The 14,764-nt window shown below is 45.0% G+C and carries 13 protein-coding genes and 1 tRNA gene; 7 read left to right on the forward strand and 7 right to left on the reverse strand.

Features of this window, described 5'->3' with window-relative positions; genetic code table 11:
- Positions 1-201 precede the first annotated feature (201 nt).
- Positions 202-2,535, forward strand: a complete 2,334-nt coding sequence (locus tag NG798_RS21740; protein WP_261225803.1) for a zinc metalloprotease HtpX — start codon at positions 202-204, stop codon at positions 2,533-2,535.
- A gap of 111 nt (positions 2,536-2,646) precedes the next feature.
- Here NG798_RS21740 and NG798_RS21745 read toward each other — a convergent pair whose 3' ends face one another.
- Genes NG798_RS21745 through NG798_RS21755 form a run of 3 tightly spaced genes read right to left on the reverse strand, consistent with a single transcriptional unit; the run spans position 2,647 to position 4,939 of the window.
- Positions 2,647-3,426 (reverse strand): Rpn family recombination-promoting nuclease/putative transposase, encoded by a 780-nt coding sequence (locus NG798_RS21745; protein ID WP_261225804.1) that lies wholly within the window; start codon positions 3,424-3,426, stop codon positions 2,647-2,649.
- Positions 3,427-3,466: 40 nt separating this feature from the next.
- Positions 3,467-4,300, reverse strand: a complete 834-nt coding sequence (gene mazG, locus NG798_RS21750; RefSeq protein ID WP_261225805.1) for a nucleoside triphosphate pyrophosphohydrolase — start codon at positions 4,298-4,300, stop codon at positions 3,467-3,469.
- A gap of 57 nt (positions 4,301-4,357) precedes the next feature.
- A complete protein-coding gene (locus tag NG798_RS21755; RefSeq protein WP_261225806.1) occupies positions 4,358-4,939 on the reverse strand; it encodes a metal-binding protein in 582 nt (193 codons plus the stop codon).
- A gap of 94 nt (positions 4,940-5,033) precedes the next feature.
- Between NG798_RS21755 and NG798_RS21760 the strand changes: the two genes are divergently transcribed.
- Positions 5,034-5,105 (forward strand) — tRNA-Val (locus NG798_RS21760).
- Positions 5,106-5,515: 410 nt separating this feature from the next.
- On the opposite strand, the gene ebsA is transcribed toward NG798_RS21760, so the two are convergent.
- The gene (gene ebsA / locus NG798_RS21765; protein WP_261225807.1) at positions 5,516-5,896 is read right to left on the reverse strand and encodes a type IV pilus biogenesis protein EbsA; all 381 of its coding nucleotides are present in this window, start codon (positions 5,894-5,896) and stop codon (positions 5,516-5,518) included.
- Positions 5,897-6,186: 290 nt separating this feature from the next.
- Between ebsA and NG798_RS21770 the strand changes: the two genes are divergently transcribed.
- Positions 6,187-7,167 (forward strand): radical SAM protein, encoded by a 981-nt coding sequence (locus tag NG798_RS21770; RefSeq protein ID WP_261225808.1) that lies wholly within the window; start codon positions 6,187-6,189, stop codon positions 7,165-7,167.
- The gene (locus tag NG798_RS21775; RefSeq protein ID WP_261225809.1) at positions 7,115-8,530 is read left to right on the forward strand and encodes a glycosyltransferase family 2 protein; all 1,416 of its coding nucleotides are present in this window, start codon (positions 7,115-7,117) and stop codon (positions 8,528-8,530) included. Before NG798_RS21770 ends, NG798_RS21775 begins: the two co-directional genes overlap by 53 nt.
- A gap of 71 nt (positions 8,531-8,601) precedes the next feature.
- Here NG798_RS21775 and NG798_RS21780 read toward each other — a convergent pair whose 3' ends face one another.
- Positions 8,602-10,488, reverse strand: coding sequence for a DNA polymerase III subunit gamma/tau (locus NG798_RS21780; RefSeq protein ID WP_261225810.1), 1,887 nt, complete (start codon positions 10,486-10,488; stop codon positions 8,602-8,604).
- Positions 10,489-10,817: 329 nt separating this feature from the next.
- Between NG798_RS21780 and NG798_RS21785 the strand changes: the two genes are divergently transcribed.
- From NG798_RS21785 to NG798_RS21795, 3 genes are all read left to right on the forward strand, one after another.
- Positions 10,818-11,975 carry a tetratricopeptide repeat protein gene (locus NG798_RS21785; RefSeq protein WP_261225811.1) on the forward strand — a complete coding sequence of 386 codons (1,158 nt, stop codon included), beginning with the start codon at positions 10,818-10,820 and terminating at the stop codon, positions 11,973-11,975.
- A gap of 187 nt (positions 11,976-12,162) precedes the next feature.
- The gene (locus NG798_RS21790; RefSeq protein WP_261225812.1) at positions 12,163-12,648 is read left to right on the forward strand and encodes a YidH family protein; all 486 of its coding nucleotides are present in this window, start codon (positions 12,163-12,165) and stop codon (positions 12,646-12,648) included.
- A 46-nt stretch (positions 12,649-12,694) separates the two neighbouring features.
- The gene (locus NG798_RS21795) at positions 12,695-12,892 is read left to right on the forward strand and encodes a type II toxin-antitoxin system HicB family antitoxin (RefSeq protein ID WP_261225813.1); all 198 of its coding nucleotides are present in this window, start codon (positions 12,695-12,697) and stop codon (positions 12,890-12,892) included.
- A 57-nt stretch (positions 12,893-12,949) separates the two neighbouring features.
- On the opposite strand, the gene NG798_RS21800 is transcribed toward NG798_RS21795, so the two are convergent.
- Entirely contained in the window at positions 12,950-14,353 is a 1,404-nt protein-coding gene (locus tag NG798_RS21800) for a hypothetical protein (RefSeq protein WP_261225814.1), read from the reverse strand.
- A 16-nt stretch (positions 14,354-14,369) separates the two neighbouring features.
- Positions 14,370-14,759 carry a hypothetical protein gene (locus NG798_RS21805; RefSeq protein WP_261225815.1) on the reverse strand — a complete coding sequence of 130 codons (390 nt, stop codon included), beginning with the start codon at positions 14,757-14,759 and terminating at the stop codon, positions 14,370-14,372.
- Between the last annotated feature and the right edge of the window lie 5 nt (positions 14,760-14,764).

The raw sequence follows: 14,764 nt of genomic DNA on the forward strand, positions 1-14,764 counted from the left end.
CTATTCTCCCTTAAAATTAGGTAATTTGGGGGGATTGAGTTCAGAGCCGACAAAGGATTATTTTTTGGAGAGAGAATATTAAGAATTTTAAATTTTTGGAATCGCTGTGATATTTAAATTCTCAAATAGGGAACTTTTATTATCGTAATCAGGAATTTTCACCTCGAAGATTCTATAAAGTTGTAAACTGAGGCAATGCTTATGTCTCCCAATTCGGTCACATTGACAGCAGGAATAGAAGCTGCAAGTCAAAAACGCTATTTTGAGGCTATTGAACATCTGGAAATGTTTTGTCAGAGTTGCGCGGATACCCGTTCAAAAGATTACATTCAAGCGCAGATGTGGTTGGTGAAGGCGTATCAGGGCTACAAACAGCCAGAAAAGGCATTAGAAATTTGTCAGCAAATGGCAACTTATGAAAACCCACAGGTAAAAAGTTGGGTAGAAAAAATAGCAGCGGTGTTGTCAACCACAGTAAAATCGGCAACTCCAGCAAAAAAACAAGCCGGCGAACTTTTTCAGGCTGGAAATATAGCAATCAAACAGCGGCGTTATGTGGAAGCGATTCCGCTGTTGGAAGAATATTTACAGCTTTGTGAAGATAGCAACTCTCAAGATTATTCCCAGGCCCAAATGTGGCTAGTAAAAGCTTATCAGCGCACCGGCCATTTAGAAAAAGCGCTTGCTTTGTGTGAGCAACTCCAACAAAATCAAAATCCTTTAGTTCAAAGTTGGGTACAACAAACACTTCCCTCTTTAAAGAAACCAAAAACCGGCCTGCCGGCAGAAAATTCGCAAATATCTCAACCAGAAAACACAAATCGCTTTGCCAAGGCGGGACGGGCCGCAAAAATAAGTGTCAAACTGGCAATGGTGGGGTTTGCCGGCAGTTTAGGACTAGCGAGTGGTGTTACCCTGTCGTTGCTTTTTGGCATGGTTTTGGTGCTGTTTTTGAATTTGGGTCTTATTTGGCAAAGTAATAATCCTTCAATGGGTTTAGGACTAGCAATTATAGTTACAATTGTTTTCAATGCAGTGATGTTTTTCTTATCGCCGATTTTGATGGATTTAGCGCAAAATTGGCTTTATGGAACGCGCTGGGTAAATTTATCAGAAATTGAGCGAAAAAGCCCTGAGACGGCTAAAGTAATTCGCCAAGTTTGTCAAAACAAAAAACTCCAGCAACCGCGATTAGGAATTATTGATGACGAAAATCCAACAGCTTTTACTTATGGGTCTTTGCCAAATACGGCTCGTCTGGTGGTTAGTAAGGGATTATTTACTTACTTAGATGATGACGAAATAGCGACGGTTTACGCACACGAATTAGGTCATATTGTGCATTGGGATTTTGCCGTGATGACCTTGGCTGCAACGCTGGTACAGATTACTTATTTGGTGTACAGTTATGGGCGCCGGTTGAAGAATTATATCGACAACAAAAAAATCCGAGATAGTATTGAGACGGCTGCAACAATGGCCTACTTTTTTTATTTGATAGGAACGTATTTAACGCTGTACTTATCGCGGACACGGGAATATTTTGCAGATCGTTTTGCAGCAGAAGTCACCGGCAATCCTAATGGGTTATCGCGGGCTTTGATTAAAATTGCTTATGGCATTGTAGAAGAAGGGCAAAAAGCAAAAGAACCGAGTCAATTAATTGAAGGAACTCGTGCTTTAGGAATTTATGATCCCAAGGCAGCAGCTACTTCGGGAACAGCTTATCGTATTGCAGCACAACCGGCCCAAATTGGTAAAGTTTTCTTGTGGGATATGTTTAATCCTTGGGGTTGGTGGGTGGAGTTAAATTCAACGCATCCCTTGACAGGAAAAAGAATTCGTGCCTTAACAACTTATGCGGAACAGTTAGGTTTAGAAACAGAATTTGACATGGCTCGCGTGGTGCGAGAAGGCAAAAAGTTGAGCAAGAAACGACTTTACGGAGATTTTGCTTTAGATTTGTTGCTGTTTAAATCGGATTTTTTGGTGGCGGTTATTGGGTTTGCACTAGGGTTGATAATGTTGTTTGTGGCTGGCAATTTTAAGGTGTTTTTCTGGTTGTGGTTTACCGGTATTGGCTTGGGAATGATTATTAAGGCGGCGTTCATGTTTCCGCAACCGCCGCTTGCACCAAAGTCTGATGTTTTAACTTTGATGTCTGACCCCTATGCTAGTTTATTGCGGGGCAAATTTGTACAGCTTGATGGGGAGTTAATTGGACGCGGAGATGCGGGATATATTGCCGGTTCGGATCTGAAGATTAAAGATAAAACAGGCTTGATGTATTTGCGGTATGCTTCTTGGTTAGGGCCGGTTGGTAATTTCTTTTTTGGTACTGGTCTTGCGAGTAGTTTGATTGGGGAAGAAGTGAGTGCAATTGGTTGGTTTCGGCGGGGGGTTGGCCCTTGGGTTGATTTGCTGAAAATTAAAACAGATACGGGGAAAACGTATAACAGTTATCCGCGTTTTTGGAAGTTGGTTATGGGGGTTGGGTTTATTTTTTTAGGTTTTGTAGCCCCGGCTCTTTTTTAAGAAAAAAAATGAGTTTTTCTGAGGTATCGTAACTGTTTGGCCGGCAAGTTATGTAAAATTTACAGGTTGGGAAATGCTCTTAATAGTTAAGCTACTCCCAACCTAAACAAGCTAAGATTGAGATTGTTCAGCGATTTTTCTTACTTCTTCAATTGGCAAATCTAATCCTAGAGCAATTTGGTCTAAACTCAGGCCAATCTGAAGCAAACGCTGCACATTTTCTACCTGGACTTCGGCCCGGACTTCCTGGTAAACCCTGGTCTTTTTTAAGTCTTCTAAAGTGAACATTTGCTCAAGCTCCTGTGTGCTTAACTGTGGCAATTTATAGACAAGAACCCTTTCTAACAATTCTAAGACATCCCGCTGGATATCTTCACCGGCTAACTGTTGTCTTGTCTGGTCAATTAATTGTCGTGCTTGTTCTGTTGTGTTTTCTGCCGGTGTCATCACTAATTTTACAATTCCCAAACCTATCGAATTTTCTGGCAATTCTTCTAACTCATCCAAATACACCCGCCTTACACGCTGACTTTCTAAAAGAATGCCATATTGTAAGGTTTCTTCTGCTTCCATATCCCTTGTGGGATAAATGACAACAGCGTACCAAGGATTTCTTTTTGGTTTGTATTGCGCCAGATAGAGAAAAATTTCTCCAAAAAAGCGAAAGTAGAAGTCATTTTCTTTGTAAAATTGCACTTCTACAAAATAGATGGGAAATTCTGGGCTTTCTGTGGCCGGCAAAAATAATCCATCCAAACGAAAGGCAAGCTGTTTGACTTCTACAGAGGTAAATTCATAAACGTTTGCTTCTGCCGGATCTCGCCCTATCAATTCTAATAAGGCGCTGGGGAAAAGTTGAAATAGCCGGTAGAAGATTGGATCGGTTTTCACAAATTGAAAATTGTATTTAGCAATGTTTATATCGATTTTATCATATTTGCTTTTCTTTCATTTGTTTTTGTTGAGCGATTAACTTTTTGGCTTTCCTCCACAATTCCTCTAATTCTTCGATGCTGTACTCTGTGAGGGGCCGGTCTGCAAAAGTTTCAACTTGGGAAAAGCGAGCAATAAATTTTTGATTGGTGTCTTGTAAGGCAGCACTTGGGTCTAAATTATGCCACCGGCCTAAGTTGATCAAAGAAAACAAAATATCGCCTAATTCCGATTGTTGTTGTTCTTTTGTTTCATGTTCAACCGCATATTTAAACTCTTCTAGTTCTTCATGCAGTTTTGCCCAAACTCCCTCGACATTATCCCATTCAAACCCAACAGCGGCGGCTTTTTCAGAAATTTTCATGCCGGCCATTAACGGGGGGAATGTGCGAGCATACTTGCTAAATTTAGCACTCAAAGGAGGTAAAGCAGGCTCGCTTTTTTCTGAGGCTTTAATTTCTTCCCAATTTTGCCGCACTTCTTCCACAGAGTTGACAGTTACATCGCCAAAAACATGAGGGTGCCGGCGGATAAGTTTTTCGGAGATCCCATTGGCGATTTCTGCTAACGTAAAATCGCCATATTCGCTGAAAATTTGGGCTTGTAATACCACTTGTAAGAGTAAATCTCCTAATTCTTCGGTAATGGCTTTTTTATCTTTGCTGCGGATAGCTTCGACGGTTTCGTAGGCTTCTTCGATAATATAAGGAATGAGGGTTTCTGGGGTTTGTTCTAAATCCCAGGGACAACCGCCTTCGGGAGAACGCAATTGTGCTACAACTTCAATTAATTTTTGCAAAGCTTCGAGGGTGCCGGTGTGAGGATTAGACATTGTAATTACTGAATCACTATTTGATAATTGTTAACTTTATTGGCAATTTTTGCCACTTTATTTATTATGTTTTTGAGATTTCTTTTTGCGAACCGGCCGGCGTTTTTTGCGTTTGGGAGAAAGTAAGCCTTGGACGCCTTGGCGTTGGAAGCGTTTATAAGCTGAACCAGTTACATCACTTAAAGAATGACTCATTGCACCCAGTTCTAAGCCTATGAAAAGGGCGAGGCATTCCGGCCAGTATTGTTGCAACGTTTCGAGGAGAGTTTGGGAGGTTTCTCGCCAATTCCAGGGCGATCCTGCAAATTGACCGGCCACCCAAACAAATAAAGCAAAGACTGCCAGCCAGCCGGCCAGGTAGATGACGCGCAAAACAGTGCCGATAATGGGGCCGTGCGAGAAGACTGAGCGGTGACGCAGAGTTTGTTGATAGGGTATCCAGATCCAACGGAACAAGCCCCAGCGAGTGAAGGGGCGGGAGTGGAGATCCAAGTCGGGGCCAAACATCAGACCGCTGAACAGGAAGCCACCGGCCACGAGTAAGGTGTGGGTGGGGCTGCGAGTGACTGCGAAAGAGAGTGCGGTGATGGCCGGTAATGTCCAGAGGGTAATGCGGTCATGGGTGCGACCAGAGGGCATTTTCGGGTGGGGTGAAATTTCTTTTTAAAGTTAGCAAAATAGGGCTTGCTTTTTTTTGAGACTCTGCTACAATAAATTTCTGTGATAAAAAAACGGGCGATTAGCTCAGCGGTAGAGCTCCTGCCTTACAAGCAGGCTGTCGGGGGTTCAAATCCCTCATCTCCCATATTTTTAAGGCGATTAGCGGTCAATCAGGGCGGGCACATTCGTATATCCTAGGGAATGTGATCGGAAATGTGAGCGGATGCCAAAAAGACCAAAAGTAACAATTTTGTGTGACAGAGGATTGCTTAGGCTGGCTTGGACTGCCAACAAAAAAAGATACTTCTCTCTACTGGTCTAGCAGTTCCACCGGCACGAGCATCAAAAAAAAGCGGCTTAAGTCCCTTGGGGAAAGGGTGATGTCGGAAAAGGGAAACGGTAATTGGGGAACTGCTAAAAATGAGGAGCTAGATGGGATTTGTCTAAAGAATCAAAAAATTAGGCATTTTTACGGCTTTTGCTGAAGAGTTTAAGCGGTTTTCCAGTCATTTTGGCCGCTTTCCCCCTTAAGAGTCAAATTTCCCCATTTGTGATTTAATCACGGCTGAGGAGTTTACGATAAAAGCCAATGGGAAAATCTACTGTTCTCGAACGGCGGAAGTTGTCGAGCAGTTCAATTAAAAAGTCCACAAAAACATGGTTTTCCATGCGTACTTCATAACTTAGCTGTTCGCCGCTGTTGTCAAATTGCATTCGACAGAGGGTTTGGTCTGCCGGTAACACAGAGGTTGTCCAGGTGGCTACAAAAGGGATAGGATCGCCGCCTTGTATTTTGCGGGTGCCTTCTAAACTTTTGTGCTGGTAAAGGGTGAGGGCTTTCGGCAGCATCGTGCGCTTGTTATCGCGGTAGTAGGGGTTATAGATATTGACGAGTTTGGGATCTGCCGGTGCGAGTTGGTCGAGTTGGGCTGTCATAAATTTTTGCGGGTTCGGACTTTGTATCACTCAATTATCTAGTTTAACCATAAGAATTTTTAGGGGGTTGGGGGAGAGATTTTTTGTTGTGGGAGTGGCCTAACTTTACGTCTATCTTAGTTTTTCAAGGTTTTGATCTCGTGTGGTGTTTTTGTTGATGGGGTGAGGAGTGAGGGTGGTTTGGGGGGAGATGGCGTTTGGCAGAGGCAATTAAATTGTTGACTGTTTGGCATCACCGGCTCAATATGGATCAATAACTTGATCTGTACAGCACAACTCTATAGAAACCTATGGCTCCTCTGGTTGCAAATTATTACTTGACTTACCGCTGTAATGCCCGCTGTCACTTCTGTAACATTTGGGCTTTGGAACCGAATAATGAGGCTGATTTTGCTACTATCCAGCAAAATCTTACAGATTTACGTCGGTTGGGTGTTAAATATATCGATTTTACTGGTGGTGAACCGCTGCTGCGTCAGGATGTAGGCCAAATTTACACCGAGGCTAAACGTCAGGGCTTTGTTACTAGCATGACGACAAACACGATTTTATATCCGAAAAAAGCGAAAGAAATTCAAGGGTTGGTAGATTTTTTGAATTTCTCTTTGGATGGCCCGGATGCAGATACCCATGACCAATCGAGAGGGGTGAAGATTTTTGATACTTTGGTAGAGTCTGTGAAACTTGCTCAGTCTTTGGGTGAGTATCCGGTACTCAATCATACGGTAACGGCCCAAAACTATAACCGTATTGATGAAGTTGGCGAACTGGGCAAGCAGTTGGGTGTTCGGGTTTGGCTGAATCCGGCTTTTACGGCCCACGAAAATTACAATTCTAAGAAAAATCCTACCCCGGATATGGTGGCTGCGATTGAGGCGGGGGCGCGTAAATACTCTGGTTTGGGTTATAACAAGGCAGCGCTGGCGTTTATTGAGGCGGGGGGAAATGATACGAAAAATCCTCGCTGTAAGGCTGTGGATGCGGTGATTGCCATTTCACCGGATAATAAGTTGCTGTTGCCTTGCTATCATTTTGCCCAACAAGGTGTGCCTATTGATGGCAAGTTATATGAACTTTACCGGGAGTCGGAAGAAGTGGAAAAATTCCGCCAATCTCAAGGGAAGTTATCCGTTTGTGAGGGTTGTACGGTATGGTGTTACTTGATCCCTAGTTTCTTCAAGGGTGTTGATAAGTATTGGTTTTTAAATCAAGTAACCTATGCCGGCGAATTCCTGGCCCGAAAACGATTCCTACAAGGAAGTTTGGTCTGATCTGGCGTCTGAGGATGAGGGGGAAAACTTGGTACCTAACCCTGGTAATGCCCCTCAGTCTTTTTATCAAGGGCGCAGACGCAAGGCTGCTATAGTTTTGACGGTGGTTTGGAGTGGGACTATTGCACTCCATTTGTTATCTTGGGGTACCTGGTTGGTACTCGGTTTCACCGGCATTATGGTGATTCATGCGGTGCGCGTTTTGCGTGCTTTACCTGCTTCGGTTCCGGTGCCTTTGTCGGATGATACCCGCGATTTTTGGCCTTCTGTTTCGCTCTTGGTATCTGCCAAAAATGAAGAGGCGGTAATTGGTAAACTTGTTGAGGGTTTATGCAATTTAGATTACCCGCCTGATCTCTATGAGTTATGGGTAATCGATGATGCTAGTACCGATTCAACCCCTGAATTGCTAGATAAACTGCAAAAAGATTATCCTCAGCTTAAGGTGTTACACCGCAATGCGGGTTCTAGTGGTGGGAAGTCTGGGGCTTTAAACCAGGTGATTCCACTTACTAAGGGTGAGTTTTTGGCGATTTTTGATGCGGATGCTTCGGTGAATCCTGATCTTTTACGTCTGGTTATTCCTTTGTTTGAACGTCCCCAGGTGGGGGCTGTGCAGGTACGAAAGGCGGTTTCTAATCCGGGTGTGAATTTCTGGACGCGGGGACAGGTGGCGGAAATGGCGCTTGATTCGTTTTTCCAGCAACAACGCACGGCTTTAGGTGGGATTGGTGAGTTGCGTGGAAATGGTGAATTTATCCGCCGGTCGGCTTTGTTGCGCTGTGGTGGGTTTAATGAGGAGACGATTACGGATGATTTAGATTTGACGGTGCGTTTGCATCTCGATGGTTGGGATATTGATTTTACGCTTGTGCCGGTTTATGAGGAGGGCGTTACGAATGTCCGGGCTTTATGGCATCAGCGTAATCGTTGGGCTGAGGGAGGTCATCAGCGTTATTTGGATTATTGGCCTTTGCTTTTTCGGAATCGTTTAGGGTTTCGCAAGAGTTGGGATATGTTGATGTTTTGGATTATCCAATATTTTTTGCCGATGGCTGCTGTTCCTGATTCTTTGATGGCTGTTATTAATTCAAGGTTGCCGGTTTATAGCCCTATTAGTACGCTGATGTTGGGGATGTCTTTGTTTGCGATGTTCTCTGGTCTTCGTCGTATTGCTAAGAGTGAAAGGGCAATAGGTGATGAGGATTTGCGTTTTAATGTGCTTTCTGGTGTGATGCAAACTGTGCGGGGTATGATTTATATGCTGCATTGGATTGTGGTGATGGCGAGTGTGACGGCTCGGATGTCGGTTCGTCAAAAGCGTTTGAAGTGGGTTAAGACGGTTCACCAAGGAAAGGTTTAATTGGTAGATATAGTTAAATCTAAAACTTAGAGATAAGAAACCCGGTTGGTATTAGGAACCGGGTTTTTTAATTAAAAATCTAATTCAAAGTTATTGTCTGTTTCGTCGTTGTCTTCTCCATCATCAAGAAAGTTATTTTCTAGGTCGGTGGGCTTATAGTCGGTTGTGGTTGTGTATTGGATGGGTGTAGTTACGGCTGCTACTTTGGGGAGGGGGTTGCTAATTTCTCTGCCGTTGAAGGTTTGGATTAGGGTTTGTATGGCGGTTTCTAGGGTTGGTTTTTCGCTGGGGATGTTGTTGGCAACTGCGGAGTTACTGGTTGTTTGGTTTTGAGGGGGGGCTGTGTTTACGGGGTTTGGTTGGGGTGTGGGTGGGCTTTGCGGGGGCGGTTGGTTGTTTTCGGGTGGGGGGGTTGGTTCCTTTGTGGTGGTGGTGGAGGCGCGGGCGACGCTGAGGCGGATGGTGATTTTTTGTTGGAAGATTTGCGAGAAGGCTTGTTCGAGGTTGGGGATTCCTGGCTGAACCATACTGAGTAATGTTTGGTTTTTGATGGTGATACAAGCAATATTTTGATCAAGGCTGATTAGGCATCCGTGATCTTTAAGGAGGGATCTTTTTGGTATGTCTAGTTGAGCGAGTACACGATGCCATACTTCATCGAGGTTGCTGTTTGTTGGTATGGGTTGGGGTGTGGGTGTGGGTTGGGGTTGGGGTGTGGGTGTGGGTTGGGGTGTAGGTGGTTGAGAGGTTGCGTCGGAACGTTTGTACTCTGTGGGTTGGGGTTGGGGTGTGTAGGTAGGTTGGGGTTGGGGTGTGTAGGTAGGTTGGGGTTGGGGTTGGGGTTGGGGTGTGTAGGTGGGTGGGGGTGTGGGGGTTTGGAGGAGTCCCAGGAGGGTGAGTTCTAACCAGAGACGGGGTTGGGTGGTGTTTTTGATTTGGGTTTCGCTTTGGCGGAGGTGTTGTTGGCCGGCGATGATTTTGTCAAGTGTCCAGTTTTGGACAAGTTGACAGATTTCTTGCCAGGTGGGTGGTGTGACGGCTACGAGGTCGTTGCGGTTGGGGGCGGTTTTGGCGATGAGGAGGTCGCGGTAAAAGCCGGCTAGGTTTTGTAAGAGGATGAGGGGTTCTCTTCCTCGGTTCATTATGTTTCTGGCTTGGGTGAGAATGTCTTCGGGTTTTTGGCTGTTGATGGCTTGTAGGAGGGTGATGAGGTCTCTTTCGGGGACGGCGCCGACGAGATCCCAGACTTTTTCTGGGGTGATGGGGGGGATGAGGAGGCTGAGTTGATCGAGGAGGCTTTCGGCGTCTCGGAGTCCACCTTGGGCTATTTGGGCGATGAGGGTGAGGGCTTCGTTTTGAATTTCTATGTTTTCTTTTTGGGCGATGTCTTTGAGATGGTTTGTCATGGCGTCTAGGGGGATGCGCCGAAAGTCAAATCTTTGACAGCGGGAGATGATGGTGGGAAGGACTCTTTGGGGGTCGGTGGTGGCTAGTATAAATACGACGTGAGATGGTGGTTCTTCTAAGGTTTTTAGTAGTGAGTTGAAGGCTGCCGTACTCAACATATGGCATTCGTCCACTATATATACTTTTGTTCTACATTGTACGGGTGCGAATTGGGCTTTTTCGATGAGTTCTCTGATGTTGTCTACGCCGGTGTTGCTGGCGGCGTCGATTTCGATTATGTCTAGGGAGTTGCCGAGGGTGACGGTTCGGCAAACTTCGCAGGTTCCGCAGGGGGTGTCTGTTGGGTTGGGGCTGTTTTGGCAGTTTAGGGATTTGGCGAGGATTCGGGCGCTGGAGGTTTTGCCGGTTCCTCTTGGGCCGGTGAATAGGTAGGCTGGGGCGATTCTGCCGGTGTGGATGGCGTTGATTAGGGTTGTGGATATGGCGTCTTGTCCGATTAGGTCGGCGAAGGTTTGGGGCCGGTATTTGTGGTGTAGGGGTTCGTAGGTCATGGGGATGTTGGCTGTTTTTGGGTTGGGTTTTTGATTGTAGGTTATTGACCGGCCTTATTTTATTTTAGTTTTTGGATGGGTGGATAAAGTATGTTTTATTTTTGTTTTGCTGTTGGTTGGTTTCTTTGGGGGTAAGGTTTTGAAGGTTTTATAAGCTGCTTTTTTAAGGTGAATATTTTTTTTGCTGGTTGGGGGTTTTTTGTGGTAATGCTTTTCTCGAAGGTGTGGGGTGGGAAAGGAGGGGTGGAGGGGAAGATGTTGGGTTTGGCTTTGTTTAAGTGATCCTGTGGGTGTCTAAAATTTAGATGTTGTGTTCGCGGGTGCGAAAAATGATTAAAGATTTGTTTCGGCGGTTGTTTGGTGGGGATGAGAAGGTGGTGGTGAGGCCGGTGGCTTCGGCTGGCCCTGTTCCGCCTTTGGAGGATGCTGATTATCAGTTGTTGTTTAAGCAGTTGTTGGAGGGGGTTCAACGGGGTTGGGATGCGGTGCGGGTTCAGCGTTTTTTTGAGGATTTGGGGGAGAGGGGAAGTTATGATCTTTGGGCTGGGTGGTTGCGCCGGTATGGGGATCGGTTTTTGGTTTCACCGGCCCCTAATCCTGAGTTGGCTCGGCAGTTGTTAGGTTTGGGTCAGATGGGTTGTGGTGTTTTGTCGGATGTGGCTTATGAGATTGGTTCTCAGCTTTATGCGCGGGAGTTACCGCCGCCGCCTCCACAACCGCAGGATGCTCAGGGTTGGTGGGAGCAGGGTAATCAGCAGTTGGGTTCTGGGGATGTGGGGGGGGCGATTGCTTCTTATGATCGGGCTCTGGAGTTAGATCCTCAGTTTGCTGGGGCTTGGTTGAATCGGGGGGCTGGGTTGTTTTATTTGAGCCGGTTTGAGGAGGCGATTAGTTGTTTTGATGTGGCTCTTGGGCTTGAGTCTCATAATGCTAATGCTTGGTATATTCGGGGTTTGTGTTTGTCTGCTTTGGAGCGGCGGGATGAGGAGTTGGATTCTTATGAGAAGGCTATTGAGTTGCAGCCTGATTTTTCTGCGGCTTGGCATAATCGGGGGGTTGCTTTGATGAAGGTGGGCCGGTTGAATGAGGCTTTGAGTTGTTATGATCGGGCGCTGCTTATTGAGCCTGGTTTTGTTTTGAGTTGGATGAATAAGGGGGATGTTTTTGTTGGTTTGGGCCGGTATGATGAGGCTTTGGATTGTTATGATAAGGCTCTTGAGTTTGAGAAGGGGGATGCGGATATTTGGTTTAATAAGGGTCAGGTTTTGGGGCTTTTGGGGAGATATGAGGAGGCTTTGGGTTGTTATGATCAGGCTTTGTCTTTGAGTGCTGCTCATTTTCCTTCTTGGTTGGGTAGGGGTGCTATTTTGAATAATTTGGGTCGTTATGAGGAGGCGATTACGGCTTTTGAGGTGGCTTTGACTTTGGATTCTGAGAATGAGATGGCTTTGGCTGGGTTGGCTGAGGCTCGTTCTAGTTTGGGTTGATTTTTTGCCTGGTTTCTGATGGGAATTGGGCTTTTTTTGGGGGGGTTTCTAGGGGGTGATGATGTATGGCAGGCAAGATGCCTGCCCCACAGATAGGTTATTTTTTAAATGGAGTTTGGTATTAGGATGTTATTGTGGCAAGATGTGGGTGCAAAGATGTTGTGGTTAGCCGGTGGGGTTTTTGGGGATGAGTAATAATGAGGAAATTGGGAGGAAGAAGGTAGACCGGCAGCAGCAACATCAGGCGAATGAAAGGACGTTTTTGGCTTGGTTGAGGACTTCTATTGCTTTGATTGGTTTTGGGTTTGCTACTGCTCGTTTTGGGTTGTTTTTGCGTCAGTTACAGGCGAGTGTGACGGGGGAAAGTTTGCCGGATCGTTCGTTTTTGAGTTCGCAGACTTTGGGGGTGGGTTTGGTTGTGGTTGGGGTGAGTTTAATTGCTTTGGGGGCGTTGCGATATAATCAGGTTTTTTGGCAGATTGAAAGGGACGATTACCGGCCTAATCGTTTGTTTGTTTGGGTGACTGCTTGTTTTGTTATGGTTTTGGGTTTGTTGAGTGTTCCTTTGCTTTTGTTGCGTGAGTCTGGGAGGCCGGTTAGAAAGGGGGGTGATGTGGGTTCTAAGGTGTTTCGAGGGGCCGGTTTTGATGGGGTGAATAAGGCTAGAAAATAAGTTAATGTTAAGGTAATTTTTGAAGTGTTTTTTGGGATGTAGGAAGATGCGGCAACAGTTCACTGGCATTATTGAAAAGGAAGGGGATGGTTATGTGGCGCTTTGTCCTGAACTTGATATCGCAAGTCAGGGTGAGACTGTGGAGGAGGCGCGGCGGAATCTTATTGAGGCTTTGGAGTTGTTTTTTGAATGTGCGGATGCTTCGGAAATTGAACGCCGGTTAGTTGCCGATTTTTTGGGGTGAGCCGGTGTCTAAAACCCCCCCAACCGTCTAAAAATGAGCGAGGAGAGGGCTTTAGATTTAGGAGCGGTTTTTTGGTTTTTTTGGAGTTGATGGACGCCTCCAAGCTAAAATTCCTCCTATTACAAAGGCGAACAATATTACCAAGCTAAAGCTTCCGAAGAAGGCAGAGGTTAAGGAAATGCCTTCTTTTGTGTGTGGTTGAGGGTTAGGGATTTGCGTTGAAATTAGGGTGGCGGTGACTCCGCTGGCGGCTAATGCGGCGCCGGTGATTCCGATGGTTAGGGTGAGGTTTTGTTCGGTTCGCGTTTGCTCTATTTGGTTGAATCCTTCGATGGTTTTAATCAGGTTTTCTAAAAGGGTCATTCCTGGGCTTAAACTGGTGTAGTCTGATTCGATTTGTCGGAGATATTTTTCCTTGGCTAATTTGCTGAATTGTTGGAAGTTTTCGAGGTGAGGCTGCGGCGATCCTTCGGGCAGTTCTTTGATCAGTTTTTGTAGTTGTTCTTTGTAGCTTTCTAGGTTAATTTCTACGGTTCTTTTTTGCAGGAATAATTGATTTAGTCTTACCGCAAAAGTGGCTAAAATGTCAAGGGTTGTGGTGAGGTTTTGTTGCATTTTTTGCGGCTTGTTTTTGTCAGCGATGAAGGTGGCGATGATTTTTTCTATTTGGGTGTAGCTTTGTTTGAGGTTGTCTTTAAGTTGCCGGCTTTGATAATATGCCCAGATGATTTTGTGCCGGTGACACAACAGGCGGATGAGATATTGATTAATGTCGGTAATGTCCTTTGTGGGGATGTCGTTGGGAAATAGCCAGATCAGATAATGGTGGTTTTCTAAAGTGTGGAGTTGTGCTTTTTCTTTAAGGATTTCTGTTTGTTTTCGGGCGGTTTCTTTATCAAGGGATAGCCAGTTTTGGGGCGGACGCCAATATTCAACAAGATAGCCGCCTAAAAGTTGATTGGGTTTTGCGGTTTTTACTTTGTCGTTTTCTGAGTAGTTTGGCTGAATTTTTGTGTAACAATCTTTAGCAATTTCTTCGATTGAGAAATTCGCTGGCAATTGCCGTAAAATTAACCAGGTTTTTCCAAGGGTGGGTTTTTCTATGTCAAATTTGTTGGTGATTTGTTGTTTAATTTTTTCCAGGGAGTTTTCTTTTTTTTCATCTCCACAATTAGAGATAACTAAAATGTAATTATCGCCAAATTGAAAGGGGGCATACCAACCATCAAGGAGGTTATTTTCAAAAGATTTCCGTGTTTCGCCACCGAGGCTAACTAAGTTTGTTGATTCTGGTTTTTCGTAGGCTTGGTAGTTTTCAATGTCTTTGATGGTGATGTCTTTGTTGATTCTTTGCCAAAATTTGAGGCGGTTTTGATTAATAGCCTCGTTATCTTGCCCTAAGCCTTCTTGTAAGTCATAGAGAAATATTTGAATTGTGGGTTTGTTTATGGGTGGAGTCATGGAAAATTTTTAGGAATTATTGGCGGTTAAAAATACCGAGAAATTTTTGCAGGATGTTTTTTTGTTCGGGGGCTTTTGCAGCATTTACCGAGTCGGTGGCTTGACAAATGGAGGCTAGGTTTATGAGGGTTTTATCAAAATTATCCTCGGTAATCTTAATACCAATTTCTCGGTTTTTTTGGCGTTCGGCGGCGGCGTTTTGAAGGTTGGCGCATTCGTTTCTATAGATAACTTGCAGCACTGAAGATTTACGGGCAAATTTATCGAGTTCTTCTAAACCAAGATCGATGTTTTCCCGTAAAATGTTGCCGATTTGGTTGAGTTTGCTTTGCTCTTCCGGGGGGAGAGGGTTTTGCTGTTGTTTTATGGAGGTGAGGAAGGCTTGGATGATGTCTTTGTTATTCATCTTTT

Source organism: Ancylothrix sp. D3o, assembly GCF_025370775.1.
Lineage (GTDB): Bacteria > Cyanobacteriota > Cyanobacteriia > Cyanobacteriales > Oscillatoriaceae > Ancylothrix.

Bases quoted from the DNA above. Each gene is read 5' to 3' on its own strand.
- NG798_RS21740 (WP_261225803.1), top strand. From the start codon at position 202: ATGTCTCCCAATTCGGTCACATTGACAGCAGGAATAGAAGCTGCAAGT.
- mazG (WP_261225805.1), bottom strand. From the start codon at position 4,300: ATGTCTAATCCTCACACCGGCACCCTCGAAGCTTTGCAAAAATTAATT.
- NG798_RS21755 (WP_261225806.1), bottom strand. From the start codon at position 4,939: ATGCCCTCTGGTCGCACCCATGACCGCATTACCCTCTGGACATTACCG.
- ebsA (WP_261225807.1), bottom strand. From the start codon at position 5,896: ATGACAGCCCAACTCGACCAACTCGCACCGGCAGATCCCAAACTCGTC.
- NG798_RS21770 (WP_261225808.1), top strand. From the start codon at position 6,187: ATGGCTCCTCTGGTTGCAAATTATTACTTGACTTACCGCTGTAATGCC.
- NG798_RS21775 (WP_261225809.1), top strand. From the start codon at position 7,115: ATGCCGGCGAATTCCTGGCCCGAAAACGATTCCTACAAGGAAGTTTGG.
- NG798_RS21780 (WP_261225810.1), bottom strand. From the start codon at position 10,488: ATGACCTACGAACCCCTACACCACAAATACCGGCCCCAAACCTTCGCC.
- NG798_RS21785 (WP_261225811.1), top strand. From the start codon at position 10,818: ATGATTAAAGATTTGTTTCGGCGGTTGTTTGGTGGGGATGAGAAGGTG.
- NG798_RS21790 (WP_261225812.1), top strand. From the start codon at position 12,163: ATGAGTAATAATGAGGAAATTGGGAGGAAGAAGGTAGACCGGCAGCAG.
- NG798_RS21795 (WP_261225813.1), top strand. From the start codon at position 12,695: ATGCGGCAACAGTTCACTGGCATTATTGAAAAGGAAGGGGATGGTTAT.
- NG798_RS21800 (WP_261225814.1), bottom strand. From the start codon at position 14,353: ATGACTCCACCCATAAACAAACCCACAATTCAAATATTTCTCTATGAC.
- NG798_RS21805 (WP_261225815.1), bottom strand. From the start codon at position 14,759: ATGAATAACAAAGACATCATCCAAGCCTTCCTCACCTCCATAAAACAA.